The sequence below is a fragment of the Enterobacter cloacae complex sp. IR5384 genome (assembly GCF_049237265.1).
GTDB classification, from domain to species: domain Bacteria; phylum Pseudomonadota; class Gammaproteobacteria; order Enterobacterales; family Enterobacteriaceae; genus Enterobacter; species Enterobacter cloacae.
Window position 1 is genome coordinate 18,441 of the sequence record NZ_JBMKHJ010000044.1, and the last position, 15,149, is coordinate 33,589.

16 protein-coding genes and 1 pseudogene are annotated in these 15,149 nt (G+C 54.6%); 9 read left to right on the top strand and 8 right to left on the bottom strand.

All coding sequences use genetic code 11. The annotated features are described in order from the left end of the window. Positions 1–145 precede the first annotated feature (145 nt). Complete coding sequence (locus ACOTX3_RS23270) at positions 146–478, top strand: glycine zipper domain-containing protein (protein ID WP_058678472.1); 333 nt, start codon at positions 146–148, stop codon at positions 476–478. Positions 479–750: 272 nt separating this feature from the next. Further along, complete coding sequence (locus ACOTX3_RS23275) at positions 751–1,074, top strand: hypothetical protein (protein WP_038420575.1); 324 nt, start codon at positions 751–753, stop codon at positions 1,072–1,074. On the opposite strand, the gene ACOTX3_RS23280 is transcribed toward ACOTX3_RS23275, so the two are convergent. Together ACOTX3_RS23280 and ACOTX3_RS23285 are read right to left on the bottom strand one after the other, a co-directional pair. After that, complete coding sequence (locus ACOTX3_RS23280; RefSeq protein ID WP_224787910.1) at positions 1,052–1,690, bottom strand: DUF4225 domain-containing protein; 639 nt, start codon at positions 1,688–1,690, stop codon at positions 1,052–1,054. The two genes, ACOTX3_RS23275 and ACOTX3_RS23280, sit on opposite strands and share 23 nt — an antisense overlap. Before the next feature lie 328 nt (positions 1,691–2,018). Continuing rightward, entirely contained in the window at positions 2,019–3,566 is a 1,548-nt protein-coding gene (locus ACOTX3_RS23285) for a methyl-accepting chemotaxis protein (protein ID WP_038420576.1), read from the bottom strand. A 246-nt stretch (positions 3,567–3,812) separates the two neighbouring features. Here ACOTX3_RS23285 and ACOTX3_RS23290 point away from each other — a divergent pair, with 246 nt between their 5' ends. Then, positions 3,813–4,853, top strand: a complete 1,041-nt coding sequence (locus ACOTX3_RS23290; RefSeq protein ID WP_023622102.1) for an aldo/keto reductase — start codon at positions 3,813–3,815, stop codon at positions 4,851–4,853. 389 nt (positions 4,854–5,242) lie between these two features. Here the strand turns inward: ACOTX3_RS23290 and ACOTX3_RS23295 are convergent, their stop codons facing one another. Together ACOTX3_RS23295 and ACOTX3_RS23300 are read right to left on the bottom strand one after the other, a co-directional pair. Further along, positions 5,243–5,731 (bottom strand): TIGR00645 family protein, encoded by a 489-nt coding sequence (locus ACOTX3_RS23295; protein ID WP_013098707.1) that lies wholly within the window; start codon positions 5,729–5,731, stop codon positions 5,243–5,245. Positions 5,732–5,803: 72 nt separating this feature from the next. Further along, the gene (locus tag ACOTX3_RS23300; protein ID WP_058678470.1) at positions 5,804–6,307 is read right to left on the bottom strand and encodes an ESA_00282 family adhesion-associated protein; all 504 of its coding nucleotides are present in this window, start codon (positions 6,305–6,307) and stop codon (positions 5,804–5,806) included. Positions 6,308–6,411: 104 nt separating this feature from the next. On the opposite strand from ACOTX3_RS23300, the gene ACOTX3_RS23305 reads away from it, so the two are divergent. Continuing rightward, complete coding sequence (locus tag ACOTX3_RS23305) at positions 6,412–6,816, top strand: hypothetical protein (protein ID WP_013098709.1); 405 nt, start codon at positions 6,412–6,414, stop codon at positions 6,814–6,816. Between the two features lies 1 nt (position 6,817). After that, positions 6,818–7,267 carry a hypothetical protein gene (locus ACOTX3_RS23310; RefSeq protein ID WP_058678468.1) on the top strand — a complete coding sequence of 150 codons (450 nt, stop codon included), beginning with the start codon at positions 6,818–6,820 and terminating at the stop codon, positions 7,265–7,267. Between the two features lie 42 nt (positions 7,268–7,309). Here the strand turns inward: ACOTX3_RS23310 and exbD are convergent, their stop codons facing one another. Both exbD and exbB read right to left on the bottom strand, forming a co-directional pair. Continuing rightward, positions 7,310–7,735: a TonB system transport protein ExbD gene (exbD, locus tag ACOTX3_RS23315; protein WP_014833267.1), complete on the bottom strand. Its 426-nt coding sequence runs from the start codon at positions 7,733–7,735 to the stop codon at positions 7,310–7,312. Positions 7,736–7,741: 6 nt separating this feature from the next. Next, the gene (gene exbB, locus ACOTX3_RS23320; protein WP_013098712.1) at positions 7,742–8,473 is read right to left on the bottom strand and encodes a tol-pal system-associated acyl-CoA thioesterase; all 732 of its coding nucleotides are present in this window, start codon (positions 8,471–8,473) and stop codon (positions 7,742–7,744) included. Between the two features lie 251 nt (positions 8,474–8,724). Here exbB and metC point away from each other — a divergent pair, with 251 nt between their 5' ends. Both metC and yghB read left to right on the top strand, forming a co-directional pair. Then, a complete protein-coding gene (gene metC / locus ACOTX3_RS23325) occupies positions 8,725–9,912 on the top strand; it encodes a cystathionine beta-lyase (protein ID WP_013098713.1) in 1,188 nt (395 codons plus the stop codon). Between the two features lie 142 nt (positions 9,913–10,054). Continuing rightward, a complete protein-coding gene (yghB, locus tag ACOTX3_RS23330; protein WP_013098714.1) occupies positions 10,055–10,714 on the top strand; it encodes a DedA family general envelope maintenance protein YghB in 660 nt (219 codons plus the stop codon). A gap of 45 nt (positions 10,715–10,759) precedes the next feature. On the opposite strand, the gene ACOTX3_RS23335 is transcribed toward yghB, so the two are convergent. Beyond that, positions 10,760–11,659, bottom strand: coding sequence for an AraC family transcriptional regulator (locus ACOTX3_RS23335; protein WP_023619917.1), 900 nt, complete (start codon positions 11,657–11,659; stop codon positions 10,760–10,762). Positions 11,660–11,854: 195 nt separating this feature from the next. On the opposite strand from ACOTX3_RS23335, the gene yqhD reads away from it, so the two are divergent. Beyond that, the gene (gene yqhD / locus ACOTX3_RS23340) at positions 11,855–13,018 is read left to right on the top strand and encodes an alcohol dehydrogenase (RefSeq protein WP_127869235.1); all 1,164 of its coding nucleotides are present in this window, start codon (positions 11,855–11,857) and stop codon (positions 13,016–13,018) included. 105 nt (positions 13,019–13,123) lie between these two features. After that, positions 13,124–13,951: a 2,5-didehydrogluconate reductase DkgA gene (dkgA, locus tag ACOTX3_RS23345; protein WP_013098717.1), complete on the top strand. Its 828-nt coding sequence runs from the start codon at positions 13,124–13,126 to the stop codon at positions 13,949–13,951. Between the two features lie 85 nt (positions 13,952–14,036). Here the strand turns inward: dkgA and ACOTX3_RS23350 are convergent. After that, positions 14,037–15,047 (bottom strand): annotated as a pseudogene (locus tag ACOTX3_RS23350) (DUF3362 domain-containing protein); the annotation flags it as partial. Positions 15,048–15,149 lie beyond the last annotated feature (102 nt).

The following is a 15,149-nucleotide window of genomic DNA, read 5'->3' on the forward strand; positions in this document are numbered from 1 at the left end:
GTAACCGCCCGGCCAGGCAAATCCTTGCCCAGGGCATGATTAGCTTAAGGGTTGGGCCGGTATTACTGGCACTATGCGGACGTTTTTCTCCAGCCAGACGGCGAGAAGCGACGTTTCAACCGACAGCAGTCACAAAGGATTTGTTATGAAATCAATCAATACAGCGCTGGTGATCAGCATCCTTCTTTTTTCTACCTCAGGTATGGCGATGGATAAAACCGCCGCCGGTGCGGTAGCAGGCGCGGCGATTGGGGCGGCCACAGGTAAAGATCTGAAAGCCACCGTAGGCGGCGCGGTCGTGGGTGCAGGCACGGGTGCGATGTTCAAAAACGGTGACAAAGGTAAAGCCGCGCGTAAAGGCGGTGCCGTAGGCGCTGTTGTTGGTGCAGGTGCCGCTGCCGTGACGGGCAACAGCGTGCTGAAAGGTGCCGCTGTGGGTGCGGGTTCAGGCGCGCTGATTGGTGAAGCGACGCACTGATAAACGCCGTGGTTCTGCATTTCAAACCGATATGATAAAGAAACCCAGCTATTACGCTGGGTTTTTATATTCTCTCGGTTCCGATTGAGAAACAGGAAGTATTGCCGCAATCGTTACGGGTAGCCCCCTGCTTGCGGTTTCCTTATGTACTGAACTTTCTTCGGTAAGTTTTCAGCGTCCATTCTCCGTAATTTCTTTTATTTTGCTTACGCTGGTCACCTGGGGATTATTGGTCTGATACAGTATACTTTCGCCTGATTAGGGAGGACGTGATGGCTATCAGTGAGAAAGACCTGCTTGAGGCGGGTTTCAGCAAAAGCGAAGTAGACAATTTACAGGGCCGACTCACAGCAGCCGGAGGCACAATGCAGCATCTCATCGATGCGCTCTCACGGCGCTTCCGAGTTTCGGTATGGGTCACGGTCGCGCTGGTTCTGGTTATGCTGGTCACCCTTATCATCGGCAGCCGGACACACATTCTTTCCGGGGGCATGAGTTCCCTTGTTGTCCTGATCATCGCCTGGGTGACCTTTCCACCAGTTCTGGGCTGGAAAGCATTCCGCCTGCAAAAGACTATTTCCCGGCAGGCTCGATAGTCAGTAAATCAAGCGCCACTTTGGCTTTAACACCCCATCCCGCAATTTTAAGCGCCATCGCGGGACGTGGCGTATCAGATACTTTCCTGAAGAAATCGGGCCTGGTCCAGTACCACAGCCGTTGTGCTTCGGGTTTCAGCCTCAGACCATACGCGCCGTAGACTTCACTGAAGAGCGTGACAGCCTTATAGGTCCCCAGCCCTTGCTGCCGGCTGAAGCCCAGGAATTCTGCGACCTCCATCGAGCCGTCAGCGAAAATTCCCTCCGTTTGCTTATCACCGAGGAGGTTGTGTGCGGCCTCACGTGAAATAGTGTTAAGCCCGTTAACAACAATCACGGCACCGGCCACCACGCCCACCGGCGTCATGGAAGACATCATGACGATCCCGCCAAAGATAGCCGCCCCTGCTACCACCACGTCAACAGCCGAGATGATGTAGCCCACAATTTTGTTCTCGTCCCGGACAACCTTCACCTCGGCATAGAGTTTTGCATAGCCGGTTTTAAGAGCACGGGACTGTTCAAGCAGACTGGTATTCTCAGCACGCAATGCCTGCAGACAGGCCATACAGTCATCATCCGTTTTTGCCCGGCGTGCGGCCTCAAATTGAGCCATGATGAATGCCCTGATCTCATCTACAAACTGAATCCGGATAAAACCATCCTGAAGATGCATAGCCGCTACCGTATTGGCCGTATTAACCAGTTTCCTGGCCTCCAGGTTGATCATAGTTTCTGCCCAGGCACGGGGGTTCTGGCCGGGTAAAAGCAACGTGTCCATTTATTGCCTCGCTTGTCGGTTTTTGAAAGCATATTCCCGAAACGATTTTTGACAACAAATAATAGCGTTGAAATTCCCCTGTCCGTCGCCCACTGAGTGAAAACTTGCCACCACATTCCTGAGAACAATCCGGTGAAAGGCCGCACGAGGCGGCCTTTACATGTTATGCCGTGAGGCGGAACTTCTGCACCGAACGCTGAAGCTCTTCGGTCTGCCGCTCAAGTGCCGCTGCCGCGGCGGAGACCTGCTCCACCAGCGAGGCGTTTTGCTGGGTCACACCGTCCATCTGCGTAATGGCAACCCCGACCTGGGAAATGCCTTTGCTTTGCTCCTCAGAGGCTGACGCAATCTGCTTCATGATGGTGGTCACTTCCGTTACATCGCGCAGAATCGCTTCCATGGTGGTCCCCGTGTCGTTCACCAGTTGAGCCCCCTGCCCGACGCGAGCGACGGAATCGGCAATCAGCCCTTCAATCTCTTTCGCCGCGTTGGCGCTGCGGCTGGCCAGATTACGCACCTCACCTGCCACCACGGCAAAGCCACGGCCTTGCTCACCCGCTCGCGCCGCTTCCACTGCTGCGTTGAGCGCCAGGATATTGGTCTGGAAGGCGATACTGTTAATCACGGTGGTGATTTCAGCAATTTTCTTCGAGCTGTCGGAAATACCGCTCATGGTGGTCACCACCTCCTCCACCAGCGAGCCACCGCGGCTGGCCGTGGTCGATGCCACATCCGCCAGCTGGCTTGCCTGACGTGCGCTTTCGGCGTTCAGCTTCACGGTGGCAGTGAGTTGCTCCATGCTGGCTGCTGTCTCTTCCAGCGCGGCAGCCTGCTCTTCGGTACGGGAGGAGAGATCGTTGTTACCGCTGGAGATCTCGGTCGCCCCGCGCCAGATATTTTCACTGCCCGCGCGGATCGTGCTGACCGCCTCGCGCAGGCTGTCCTGCATGGCACTCAGCAACGGCACCAGCTGTCCCACACAGTTACGACCAAACGGTTCAATGGGCTGGCTGAGATCGCCCTGCGCAATCTGGCGGAACTGCTGACGAATTCGGTCCAGCGGTTTCACCAGCATCGCCACCAGGTAACGGTCGCTAAAGAGCAGGATCAGCAGACCAATCACGGTGGCGGCAATAATCACCGTGCGGGTCATGCTGGTCAGGCCATCCACCACTACGCGGGTACTGTCGAGGGCCTTCGCAGCGGCGTTATTGAACTCCTCAGCGGCTGCACCAAACGCACGGCTCAGCTGTGGCGTGACGTTATTAGCCTGCTGGCGATAACCATCCAGCGCACCCAGCTTCGCCTGCTGCATTTGTGGCGTAACGCCCTGCTCGAGCAGCGCCTGCCAGGTGCCGATCACCCGGGAGGAGACCTGTTCATCCATCGGACCCGGAGAGATCGCTTTCATCTCGGCCAGTTTTTTGCCCATGTTATCCAGCGCCTGCTGGGCGGAGGCCAGATCCGGCGTACCGCCAGCGGCTTTGACTTCCATCGCGCGGCTCAGTCGGGTGACAAAGCGGAAATACTGATCGTTGCCCTGGCTGAGTATGGTCATCTGTTTCACCAGCTGGCGATCGACTTCATTGCCATCCGAAACGCGAGAGAGGGACCAGGTGCTGTAGAGTCCAACGCCTGCCCACATTAAACAAAAGATCCCCAGGATCGTCAGCATGACGAAACGGATCGTGAAATTACGGAGCATGTTCATAAGTGTTCCTTGCCGTGAGGGTGAGTTCGCCCAGAGGCGAGTACTACTCTCGTTATCGGCAGGAATCGCGGAAATTATAACCTTTTGTAACTATTTTTCGTTAGCGTGGCTTCACAGGTACCACAGCACCGATTAACGCTTAGAGGCCTTTCCCGCCGCGACATCGCTTCACGAGCAGATTTATGGTTTGATAATCAAAGAATGAAAACGCTGTTTCGAAAATTCATCGATAAGAAAGGAGACATCATGTCCTGGCACCCTAACCCCGGCCGTTATGAAAATATGCAGTACCGCTACTGTGGCAAAAGCGGGCTGCGCCTGCCTGCGCTGTCGCTTGGCCTGTGGCATAGCTTCGGCCACGTTCAGCCGCTCGACACCCAGCGTGCGCTGCTGCGTAAAGCCTTCGACCTCGGTATCACCCATTTCGATCTTGCCAATAACTACGGCCCGCCTGCGGGGAGCGCGGAAGAGAACTTTGGTCGCCTGCTGCGGGAGGATTTTGCCGCCTGTCGCGACGAGCTGATTATCTCCACCAAAGCGGGTTACGACATGTGGCCGGGGCCGTATGGTTCGGGCGGCTCGCGCAAATATCTGCTCGCCAGCCTCGACCAGAGCCTGAAGCGTATGGGTCTGGAATATGTGGATATTTTCTATTCCCATCGCGTGGACGAGAACACGCCGATGGAAGAGACCGCTGCCGCGCTGGCCCATGCGGTGCAGAGCGGTAAAGCGCTGTATGTCGGAATTTCGTCCTATTCAACGGCGCGCACGCAGAAAATGGCTGACCTGCTTCGCGAATGGAAAATCCCACTGCTCATCCATCAGCCGTCGTACAACCTGCTTAACCGCTGGGTGGATAAAACCGGCCTGCTGGAGACGCTAAAACAAAACGGTACCGGCTGTATTGCGTTTACTCCGCTGGCGCAGGGGTTGCTGACCGGAAAATACCTCAACGGTATTCCTGAAGGTTCGCGGATGCAGCGCGAGGGGAATAAAGTGCGCGGGCTGACGCAGAAGATGCTGACCGAAGCCAATCTGAACAGTCTGCGCTTGCTTAATGAGATGGCACAGGCACGTGGTCAGACAATGGCGCAGATGGCGCTAAGCTGGCTGCTGAAAGATGAGCGCGTAACGTCCGTGCTGATTGGTGCGAGCCGCCCGGAACAGCTGGAAGAGAACGTTCAGGCGCTGAAAAACCTGCGCTTTAGCGAAGAGGAGCTGATACGTATTGATAAGCATGTTGCGGATGGAGAGTTGAATCTGTGGCAGGCGTCGTCGGATAAATAGTGCGGTCTGTTGCCCTCTCCCACAGGGCGGAGGGTTCCCCAGTAATTTTTTACCATAAGCGATAACGCTGCTCTCAGAATGACTGAGAACATTCAGCGATGCCCTGGTCCGGCTGTAAATCGCTGAGGCGTTTCCTGCAGGCCGGGGCGAGGCGCATGGATGCGCCGAGAGGGCGGCTTTACAGGGACGTTACATCCACCCGTCCCCGATAAGCCGGAAGGAATAAGCCGAAGGCACCGCGAAGCGGCGATTGAGCAGCCCTGGCACGTTCACGGGTCATGTTGTTACAGAGTAGCAAGGAACATAAAGTGAACGGAATGACCTCCACAGCCGTATGTTCCCCCTCACCCCCGCCCTCTCCCACAGGGAGAGGGTGGTTAAGAAGGAAATTACTTCTTGCTAATCTTATCCAGATACCCCATCACAAACGCCGAAAGCACAAACGTGAGATGGATAATGACATACCACATCAGTTTGTTGTCCGGGACATTCTTTGCGTCCATGAACACGCGTAACAGGTGAATGGAGGAGATCGCCACAATCGAGGCGGCCACTTTATTCTTCAGCGACGTGGCATCCATTTTGCCCAGCCAGCTCAGCTTTTCTTTACGCGCGTCGATATCAAGCTGGGAGACAAAATTCTCATAGCCAGAGAACATCACCATCACCAGTAAGCCCCCCACCAGCGTCATATCCACCAGTGACAGCAGAACCAGAATCAAATCTGCTTCGGCAATGGAAAAGATGTTCGGCAGAACATGCAAGATTTCCTGGAAGAACTTAATCGTGAGCGCAATCAGCGCCAGCGAAAGGCCAAAATAGACGGGTGCCAGTATCCAGCGCGAGGCGTACATAGCGTTTTCAAAGAAGCGTTCCATAAAGTCCTGTCTGCAAACGAAACCAGCACTCAGTATATCGCAACGGCGCTAACTGTTTGCAACAACTAACCATTACACGTTGTCAGGATCCACCTCAGGGCGCGCATACTCCGGCCAGACCAGCACCACCAGCTCCGGATAGGCTTCCAGGCTGAACTCGCGAAAGCACTGACGCAGGTTTAATACGTCTAAATCGGAATACGAGACCTTCTCACCATTCAGACAGCGCTTTTTGATATTGTCGTAATATTTATAGACCGCTGAATTCAGGTCACTGCAGCGACGCTGCGCTTCAAACAGGCCCGGCGTGTCATTAATTTCCGACATTTTCATCCGCTTTATTGTCGCGTGCAAAAAGTCGATATATTCATGGTTCACCCGCCAATACCAAACCGGCGTCACCGAGTTCATCAAAACAGAGAAATGGTCTTCACCTTCCTCTTTAGTCATCAGTTCAGGCTGTGGGATTTCACTGGTGTCTTTCGACTCTTTCGTTTTATTGAACTCCTGCATCAATAAAAGAACACCAGCGGTCAGTAATAGTAATGTAATGACCGTAAAAAAGATGCTGTTCATGGGTTGGCTCCATTTTTTTTGATTTTAAAATTGCCTCATGATATTGTCAACGAATCTCACGCCTTTATCTTCCCCACCTTGTTGAAATTAAAGGAAATTAAAAAATGTTGCCCGACTATCTCGTCCCGGCTAAGTACCACATCACGCCTGTGGAACAGCAACCGACGGAAGCAGAAAAAGAGGCTAATTTCACTCAGGGAAAAAGAAAGCTCGCTGATTTTGAACCAGACATATTAATTGGTGTTTCCCGTAGCGGCAAATCCCGTAATATGTTGCTGGAAGAGCACGATCGTCATATAAAGGATCGCTTATTTCGCGCCATCAAAATTGAAGCCTTTGTCCACCTGTTGAATGACCTGCAGGCAGAAGGCGAAATAGATGCCCAGAAACTAAGTCAAATAATGGCCGAAAAGACCAAAGAAATAAATGAAGCGGGCAATGAAATTTGGCTTAATCTAATTACGCGAGAAAAAAACAACCCTATTTTTTATAACCTGGGGGAAGATTAATGTGAAAGACGTTAAAGATAACGATGTCTATTTGACTTTAGATGAGAAAAAAAGTGACGAATTTATCTTAAAGCAAAATCTCGAGGCTTTGCGTAACACCAAAAACGCCGAGATGACGCGTATTACCCAGGATCTGGTTTCCATTCCGGCGACGCTGGTGCGCCTGAAATGGCAGAACCGCCGCGAGATTTATCCCTTACAGGTCAAGGAAGAGATTTACGGCGCCGCGATGAATGCCATCATCGAACAACGGCCCGAGCTGAAAGAGAAGCTTCTGGGGCGTCTGGAGGCCAATTATCAGTATCTGCTGGCCAGAGAAACCGCGACCCTGCGCCTGACGCGCAAACTGTCCGACGGCGAGTATCGTACCTCAAACGTCACCAGCGTCGCGCTTGACGAGGACGCGCTGGCAGCCCTCTCTCCCGCGTCGACGGATAACAAACACGAATAACCCGACAGGCATAAAAAAAGCCGGCTTTCGCCAGCTTCTTCGTTATTTCGCGGCCGCTTTCTCTTCGCCGACCAGCCCAATCTTCAGATAACCCGCCTGATGCAGCGTATCCATGACCTTCATCATGGTCTCGTAATCAACGGTTTTATCCGCACGGAAGAAGACCGTCGTGTCTTTCTTACCGCCAGTGAGCTGATCCAGCGCCGGGATGACAGAGTCAGCCGTCACCGGGTCGTTGCCGAGGAACATCGATTTATCTGCTTTCACCGACAGATAGATGGGCTTTTCCGGGCGCGGCTGCGGCTGGCTGGACGAGGCCGGCAGGTTTACCTTCACGTCGACCGTCGCCAGCGGCGCAGCAACCATGAAGATAATCAGCAGAACCAGCATAACGTCGATAAACGGCGTCACGTTGATTTCATGCATTTCGCCGTTATCGTCCAGATTTTCATTAAGACGCATTGCCATAATTCATTAACCTACGCGCAGTTTGGACGCCGCGTGCACCGGTTTAGCGGCACTGGCATTCAGATCAAGATCGCGGCTTTGCAGCAGCAGAACCTGCGCGGCGACGTCACCGAGGGTGGCTTTATAGCTGCCAATCATGCGCGCGAAGACGTTATAGATAACCACCGCAGGGATCGCCGCAACCAGACCGATAGCGGTCGCCAGCAGCGCTTCGGCGATACCCGGTGCAACTACCGCCAGGTTCGTCGTTTGGGTTTGCGCAATCCCGATAAAGCTGTTCATGATGCCCCAGACCGTACCGAACAGCCCCACGAACGGCGAGATGGCCCCGATGGTCGCCAGATATCCATTGCCCCGGCCCATATGGCGACCCACGGCGGCGACGCGACGCTCCAGACGGAAGCCGGTACGTTCTTTAATACCTTCGTTATCTTCACTGCCTGCGGAGAGTTCCAGCTCGTTTTGCGCTTCGTTAACTAACAGGGTGGTCAGGCTTTTCGCGTGGAAGGATGAGGTCATGTCAGACGCCTGATCCAGAGAGCGGGCTTCAGCCAGCTGCTGTTGCTCACGCTTGAGGCGGCGCTTCTGAGAAATCAGCTCGGCGCTCTTGCCAAAGAAGATAGCCCACGTGATCACGGACGCCAGAATCAGGCCGATCATCACAATCTTAACCACGATGTCAGCATGATGATACATGCCCCAAACGGAGAGATCCGTCTGCATCAAATTATTACCCACTCTGTATCTCCAGGACGCAAATCACAAAATCTGAACGTAATAATATCAAAACATCGTCGAATTGATAGTCGTTCTCATTACTATTTACATAGTGCCGCAATTTTCGCTCATATTCCTTGCGCTTACGCAGTAAAAATTTCTTATGCGGTTTTTTGCTAATATTTTCTGCTTATTCGATAAGCATCCGGGTGCAGATTTTCACATTCGTGGTAGTCTGGACGTCCAGACGTATAAAAACAGGGTTAGCGAACATGACCAAGAAGCATCTTGATACCACGCTGGTACAGGCCGGGCGCAGCAAGAAATATACTCAGGGTTCGGTGAACAGCGTGATCCAACGGGCCTCCTCGCTGGTGTTTGATACCGTAGAGGACAAAAAAATCGCCACGCGTAACCGCGCCAAAGGCGGGCTGTTTTACGGACGTCGTGGCACGCTAACCCATTTCTCACTACAGGAAGCCATGTGCGAGCTGGAAGGCGGCGCAGGCTGCGCGCTGTTTCCGTGCGGTGCGGCGGCAGTCGCCAACACCATTCTGGCGTTCGTGGAACAGGGCGACCATATTCTGATGACCAACACCGCCTATGAACCGAGCCAGGATTTCTGCACCAAAATCCTCTCCCGACTCGGCGTAACCACGGGCTGGTTCGATCCGCTGATTGGCGAAGGCATCGCAGAGCTTATTCAGCCCAACACGCGCATTGTGTTCCTGGAATCTCCGGGTTCGATCACCATGGAAGTACACGACGTGCCGGCCATTGTGAAAGCCGTGCGCAGCAAAGCGCCAGAGGCGATTATCATGATCGACAACACCTGGGCGGCGGGCGTGCTGTTTAAAGCGCTGGAATTCGACATTGATATCTCCATTCAGGCGGCGACTAAATATCTGATTGGCCACTCAGACGGGATGATCGGCACGGCCGTTTCTAACGCCCGCTGCTGGGATCAGCTGCGGGAAAATGCCTACCTGATGGGGCAGATGGTCGATGCCGATACCGCCTACATGACCAGCCGAGGCATCCGCACGCTGGGGGTGCGCCTGCGTCAGCATCACGAAAGCAGCCTGAAGATAGCTGAGTGGCTGGCGCAGCACCCGCAGGTTGAGCGCGTCAACCATCCGGCACTGCCGGGCAGTAAAGGGCATGAATTCTGGCAACGAGACTTTACGGGCAGCAGCGGTTTGTTCTCATTCGTTCTAAAAAAACGGCTGAATAATGACGAGCTGGCAAGCTATCTGGATAATTTTACCCTCTTCAGCATGGCCTACTCCTGGGGCGGGTTTGAATCCCTGATCCTGCCTAATCAGCCGGAGCAGATTGCGGCCCTGCGCCCTGGCGGTGAAGTGGACTTCAGCGGCACCCTGATTCGCCTGCATATCGGTTTAGAAAACGCGGACGATTTAATTGCCGATTTAGCAGCAGGGTTTGCGCGTATCGTGTAGAGTGCTGGCAAACATGTACTCCATGGATGCTTTTGTGGACACCGCCACCAGAAAAGTCTGCATTAGTTGCGCCCGCGATCAACCCCATCGGGCAAATAAGGGAGTACAATAGTGCTATATCTGTTGTTCCACAGGAAAGTCCATGGCTGTTATTCAAGATATTATCGCGGCGCTCTGGCAACACGACTTCGCCGCACTGACCGATCCTCACGTTGTAGGTATCGTCTATTTCGTGATGTTCGCGACCCTGTTTCTGGAAAATGGATTACTGCCAGCCTCATTTTTACCCGGTGATAGCCTCCTTTTGCTTGCGGGGGCGTTAATCGGTAAAGGTGTCATGGACTTCGCGCCGACCATGGTGATCCTCACCTCCGCGGCAAGCCTGGGCTGCTGGCTGAGCTATCTGCAGGGCCGCTGGCTCGGCAACACGCGCGTCGTGAAGGGCTGGCTGGCGCAGCTACCGCATAAATACCATCAGCGTGCGACCTGCATGTTTGACAGGCATGGCCTGCTGGCCTTGCTGGCCGGGCGTTTTCTGGCCTTTGTTCGCACCCTGCTGCCCACCATGGCAGGCATTTCCGGCCTGTCGAACCGCCGCTTCCAGTTCTTCAACTGGCTGAGCGCGTTGTTATGGGTGGGTGTCGTTACCACTCTCGGCTATGCGCTGAACATGATCCCGTTTGTGAAGCATCATGAAGACCAGGTAATGACCTTCCTGATGGTGCTGCCGATGTTCCTGCTGGTAGCTGGACTGGTGGGAACGATTGCGGTGGTGATTAAGAAGAAGTACTGCAGTGCATAAATAAAAGCCGGGTGGCGCTATCGCTTACCCGGCCTACGTTTGCCGTCAGACTCCCTGCATGGTTCGGATGCGTGACGCATCTTCCCCCGGCGTGACGCCGAAGTAGCGCTTAAACTCCCGACTAAACTGCGACGCACTCTCATACCCGACCCGCATCGCCGCCGCGCTGGCCTTCATGCCGTCGTGGATCATCAGCATCCGCGCCTTATGCAGCCGGTAGGTTTTGAGGTATTGCAGCGGCGAGGTGCTGGTCACCGACTTAAAGTTGTGGTGAAACGCCGAGACGCTCATGTTCGCTTCCGCCGCCAGCTGGTCAACGCTGAGGTTTTCCGTGTACTGGCTTTCGATGCGCTTGAGCACGCGGCTTATCAGGCTGAAGTGGGTCTGCCGACTGACCAGCGCCAGTAGTGCCCCGCCACCCGGCCCCAGCAGCACATGATAGAGAATTTCGCGGATGATTTGCTTACCCAGAATACGCGCATCCAGCGGCCTCTCCATCACGTCCAGCAGACGCTCAATGGCACAGAGGATCTCCTCTGACAGCGTGGCTGAGTTAATGCCGCTCGCCGCCATCGACGGCTGGAAAAGCTCGTCTTCACCAATGTCCATCAGCAGCTCCTGAAGCTGAAGAATATCGACATTTACGCGGATCCCCGCCAGCGGTACCTCCTCTGTCGCGAAGGTTTCACATTCGAAGGGTAAAGGTACTGTCAGCAGCAGATATTCATTGGTGTCATAACGGAACACGCGTTCATTGATATAACCAATTTTATGGCCGGAAAAGAGAAAAACGATGCCCGGCTGATACATCACCGGCGTCCGCGTTCCCGGCTGCGTCCCGTAGAGCAGGCGAATATCCGGCAGCAGTTCGCCTGGGTTATTTTGCTTATCAATCAGTCTTTTAATCTGCGAAGTGAGCTGAAGACAGATGGCTTCACGGTTCATTTAGCGTTACTCCGGGTACGGTTTGGGACCCTCACAGTCTGCGCATTTTCCTGACGTTTCTCCAGTGCTCTGTAGAAATGGGCAAGACATCGGCAGGAATGTGCATTGAGAGGATATCCCCGGACAGCCACAATGTGCAGCATCAGGTAGCCATCCGCGCCGCCACGATTTTTCACCCACGATAGGGAACGAGCCATGAATAATTTTAATCTCCACACCCCAACCCGCATCCTGTTTGGTAAAGGCGCTATCGCCGATCTGCGTGCACAGATCCCCGCTGACGCCCGCGTGCTGATCACCTACGGTGGCGGCAGCGTGAAAAAAACCGGCGTGCTGGATCAGGTTTACAGCGCACTGGAAGGTCTGGACGTACGCGAGTTTGGCGGTATCGAGCCAAACCCTTCTTATGAAACGCTGATGAACGCGGTGAAAATCGCCCGCGAAGAAAACATCACCTTCCTGCTGGCTGTCGGCGGGGGTTCCGTGCTGGACGGCACGAAGTTCATCGCCGCGGCAGCACACTACGCCGACGGTATCGATCCATGGCATATCCTGGAAACCCGCGGCAGCGACATTAAAAGCGCGATCCCGATGGGCTCCGTGCTGACCCTGCCAGCCACCGGTTCTGAATCCAACAAAGGCGCGGTGATCTCCCGTAAAACCACCGGAGACAAACGGGCCTTTATGAACGAGCACGTTCAGCCCGTATTCGCGATCCTCGATCCGGTGTACACCTACACCCTGCCAGCGCGTCAGGTCGCGAACGGCGTGGTCGACGCCTTTGTTCACACCGTTGAGCAGTACGTGACTTATCCGGTGGATGCCAAAATTCAGGATCGTTTTGCGGAAGGCATTCTGCTGACGCTAGTCGAAGAGGGTCCGAAGGCGCTAAAAGAGCCAGAAAACTACGACGTGCGTGCCAATGTGATGTGGGCTGCAACGCAGGCGCTGAACGGCCTGATTGGCGCAGGCGTGCCGCAGGACTGGGCAACCCACATGCTGGGCCATGAACTGACGGCGATGCACGGTCTGGATCACGCCCAGACGCTGGCGGTGGTTCTGCCGGCCCTGTGGAACGAAAAACGTGATACCAAACGCGCCAAACTGCTGCAGTACGCGGAACGCGTCTGGAACATCACCGAAGGTTCTGACGACGCGCGTATCGATGCGGCAATCGAAGCGACCCGCAACTTCTTTGAAGGCCTGGGCGTGCCGACGCGTCTGTCCGGCTATGGTCTGGATGGCAGCTCTATCCCTGCCCTGCTGGCTAAACTTGAAGAACACGGCATGACTCAACTGGGCGAACACGGCGACATTACGCTGGACGTTAGCCGTCGTATCTACGAGGCGGCGCGCTAAGCGTTTTTGGCATCCTGCCTTTCGTTTTTTGACATTTCGTCCAGACTTAATGCACACCCCATCGCCGGGGTCCCCCTCCGGCGATGCGCACCTGAAGGAGGAAAAATGGCAAACCAAACCGTAATCAAGCTGCAGGACGGCAACGTGATGCCCCAGTTGGGGCTAGGTGTATGGAAAGCCGGTAACGACGAGGTCGTCTCCGCCATTCATAAAGCACTGGAAGTCGGCTATCGGTCCATTGATACCGCCGCCGCCTACAAAAACGAGGACGGCGTGGGGAAAGCACTGGCCAGCGCCGGTATGTCCCGCGACGACCTTTTTATCACCACCAAACTGTGGAACGACGACCAAAAGCGCCCACGCGAAGCGCTGCAGGAGAGCCTGGAGAAACTCCAGCTCGATTTCGTCGATCTGTATCTGATGCACTGGCCGGTTCCGGCTATCGACCATTATGTTGATGCCTGGAAAGGGATGATTGAACTGCAAAAAGAGGGGCTGGTGAAAAGCATCGGCGTCTGTAACTTCCAGGTTCATCACCTGCAGCGTCTGATTGACGAAACGGGCGTTGTGCCGGTGATTAATCAGATTGAACTGCACCCGCTGATGCAGCAGCGCCAGCTTCACGCCTGGAACGCCACGCACAAAATCCAGACCGAATCCTGGAGCCCACTGGCTCAGGGCGGTGAAGGGGTGTTCGACCAGAAAATTATCCGCGATCTGGCGGATAAATATGGCAAAACCCCGGCGCAGATTGTCATTCGCTGGCACCTGGACAACGGCCTGGTGGTGATCCCGAAATCGGTCACGCCATCGCGCATCGCCGAGAACTTCGACGTCTGGGATTTCCGCCTGGATAAAGATGAGCTGGGCGAGATTGCGAAACTGGATCAGGGCAAGCGTTTAGGGCCCGATCCGGATCAGTTTGGCGGGTAGTAAAAAGCCGGGTGGCGGATGCGCCTTACCCGGCCTACGATCTGAGTTGTAGGCCCGGTAAGCGAAGCGCCACCGGGCAATGAGACTAGCCGCTCTTACGTTTCACATTCTTTTTCGTTCCCGCGCTACCGTTCGAACGCTGATGCACAATCGGCGTATGCTTGGTCAGTGCCGGGCGCGTATGGCGGTTCTGGCGACGCGCTTCGCGCATCTCATCCAGCGTTGGTGCCGGCACCAGACAGTCGCGACGCGAGCCAATCAGATGCTTTTTCCCCATCTCTTCCAGCGCCTGGCGGATCAGCGGCCAGTTAGCCGGATCGTGGTAGCGCAGCAGCGCTTTGTGCAGACGACGCTGTTTATCCCCTTTCGGCACCACCACGTCTTCACTCTTGTAACCAATTTTACTCAGCGGGTTTTTGCCGGTGTAGTACATGGTTGTGGAGTTGGCGAGCGGTGACGGATAGAAGTTCTGCACCTGATCCAGACGGAAGCGACGTTGTTTCAGCCACAGCGCCAGGTTCACCATGTCTTCATCGCGCGTACCCGGGTGGGCGGAGATGAAGTACGGGATCAGGTACTGCTCTTTCCCTGCCTGCTTTGAGTAGGTATCGAACAGCTGTTTAAAGCGATCGTAGCTGCCCATCCCCGGCTTCATCATTTTCGACAGCGGGCCTTCTTCGGTGTGCTCCGGCGCAATCTTCAGATAGCCACCGACGTGGTGCGTCGCCAGCTCTTTGATGTAGCGCGGATCTTCCACAGCGATGTCGTAACGTACCCCGGAGGCAATCAGGATTTTCTTGATGCCCTTCAAATCACGCGCGCGGCGATAGAGGTTGATCGTCGGCTCGTGGTTGGTGTCCATATGTTCGCAAATGCTTGGATAGACACAGGAGAGACGGCGGCAGGTTTGCTCCGCGCGCGGCGATTTACAGCGCAGCATGTACATATTGGCCGTTGGGCCGCCGAGGTCGGAGATCACCCCGGTAAAGCCAGGCACGGTATCGCGAATGGCTTCGATCTCGTTGATGATCGAATCTTCAGAACGGCTCTGAATAATGCGCCCCTCGTGCTCGGTAATGGAGCAGAGCGAGCACCCTATAATTCTGATCATTTAGAAATTTTTTTGCGTTTAAAATCAATGAATTGAAAGATTTCATTTTTCTAAGTCTGATAAAACAGATGAAAACCCAACTGACTA

Coding starts and splice junctions, on each gene's coding strand:
- ACOTX3_RS23270 (WP_058678472.1), top strand. CDS start 146: ATGAAATCAATCAATACAGCGCTGGTGATCAGCATCCTTCTTTTTTCT.
- ACOTX3_RS23275 (WP_038420575.1), top strand. CDS start 751: ATGGCTATCAGTGAGAAAGACCTGCTTGAGGCGGGTTTCAGCAAAAGC.
- ACOTX3_RS23280 (WP_224787910.1), bottom strand. CDS start 1,690: ATGGCTCAATTTGAGGCCGCACGCCGGGCAAAAACGGATGATGACTGT.
- ACOTX3_RS23285 (WP_038420576.1), bottom strand. CDS start 3,566: ATGAACATGCTCCGTAATTTCACGATCCGTTTCGTCATGCTGACGATC.
- ACOTX3_RS23290 (WP_023622102.1), top strand. CDS start 3,813: ATGTCCTGGCACCCTAACCCCGGCCGTTATGAAAATATGCAGTACCGC.
- ACOTX3_RS23295 (WP_013098707.1), bottom strand. CDS start 5,731: ATGGAACGCTTCTTTGAAAACGCTATGTACGCCTCGCGCTGGATACTG.
- ACOTX3_RS23300 (WP_058678470.1), bottom strand. CDS start 6,307: ATGAACAGCATCTTTTTTACGGTCATTACATTACTATTACTGACCGCT.
- ACOTX3_RS23305 (WP_013098709.1), top strand. CDS start 6,412: ATGTTGCCCGACTATCTCGTCCCGGCTAAGTACCACATCACGCCTGTG.
- exbD (WP_014833267.1), bottom strand. CDS start 7,735: ATGGCAATGCGTCTTAATGAAAATCTGGACGATAACGGCGAAATGCAT.
- metC (WP_013098713.1), top strand. CDS start 8,725: ATGACCAAGAAGCATCTTGATACCACGCTGGTACAGGCCGGGCGCAGC.
- yghB (WP_013098714.1), top strand. CDS start 10,055: ATGGCTGTTATTCAAGATATTATCGCGGCGCTCTGGCAACACGACTTC.
- ACOTX3_RS23335 (WP_023619917.1), bottom strand. CDS start 11,659: ATGAACCGTGAAGCCATCTGTCTTCAGCTCACTTCGCAGATTAAAAGA.
- yqhD (WP_127869235.1), top strand. CDS start 11,855: ATGAATAATTTTAATCTCCACACCCCAACCCGCATCCTGTTTGGTAAA.
- dkgA (WP_013098717.1), top strand. CDS start 13,124: ATGGCAAACCAAACCGTAATCAAGCTGCAGGACGGCAACGTGATGCCC.